Here is a 1158-nt window from a genome sequence, read left to right on the forward strand (position 1 = left end):
GCGCGGCTTTGTTCGCGGCGCCGGGGGTCAGCCCGTTGCCGACGAAGGAAAAGACCAGGAGCCGGCCGTCGGCGTCGACCACGGAACCGCTAAGCGCAATGACTGTGTTCAGTGTGCCCGTCTTGGCGCGGACCAGCCCGGCGCCCGCGGCCGAGGCCGCATCCGTGTAGCGGTCCCCCAGGGTGCCGGTGAGCCCGGCGACCGGGAACCCGCTCAGGGCGGCCCGCAGCCGGGGGTCTGTGCCCGAGGTCATGGCCCGGACCACGTCCGTGAGCTGCCGGGGCGAGACCCTGTTGGCCGGGGCCAAGCCGGAGACGTCCGCGGCCCGGAGCGAGTCAGTGGGAACGCCCATGTCCTTGACCTGCTGCAGCACGGCGGCAATGGCGTCGTCGCTGCTGCCGGGCCGGCCGACGCCGAGGGCGGTCATCCGTCCCATCACCTCGGCGAGGTAGTTGTCCGAGGTCTGCAGCATCAAGTCCACCTGCTGCCCCACCGTGGCGGAATGGACCTCGGCCAGGACTTTGGCGTGCCCGCCCTCCGGCCAGCCGCAGCCGGCGAGGACGGCGGCGGAGCGGTCCAGCGCGGCTTTGTTCGCGGCGCCGGGGGTCAGCCCGTTGCCGACGAAGGAAAAGACCAGGAGCCGGCCGTCGGCGTCGACCACGGAACCGCTAAGCGCAATGACTGTGTTCAGTGTGCCCGTCTTGGCGCGGACCAGCCCGGCGCCCGCGGCCGAGGCCGCATCCGTGTAGCGGTCCCCCAGGGTGCCGGTGAGCCCGGCGACCGGGAACCCGCTCAGGGCGGCCCGCAGCCGGGGGTCTGTGCCCGAGGTCATGGCCCGGACCACGTCCGTGAGCTGCCGGGGCGAGACCCTGTTGGCCGGGGCCAAGCCGGAGACGTCCGCGGCCCGGAGCGAGTCAGTGGGAACGCCCATGTCCTTGACCTGCTGCAGCACGGCGGCAATGGCGTCGTCGCTGCTGCCGGGCCGGCCGACGCCGAGGGCGGTCATCCGTCCCATCACCTCGGCGAGGTAGTTGTCCGAGGTCTGCAGCATCAAGTCCACCTGCTGCCCCACCGTGGCGGAATGGACCTCGGCCAGGACTTTGGCGTGCCCGCCCTCCGGCGCGTCACCGGGCCGGCCCCGGGCGACGCCGGGGGCCA

1 protein-coding gene is annotated in these 1158 nt (G+C 73.1%); it reads right to left on the reverse strand.

Annotation, left to right across the window (positions count from 1 at the left end; genetic code table 11):
• Positions 1–1158 (reverse strand): D-alanyl-D-alanine carboxypeptidase/D-alanyl-D-alanine endopeptidase (gene dacB, locus Y706_RS30260; protein WP_253906789.1); only part of this gene is annotated, 1158 nt, incomplete at both ends.

Origin of the sequence: Arthrobacter sp. I3 (assembly GCF_000520575.1) — a bacterium.
Classification (GTDB): domain Bacteria; phylum Actinomycetota; class Actinomycetes; order Actinomycetales; family Micrococcaceae; genus Arthrobacter; species Arthrobacter humicola_A.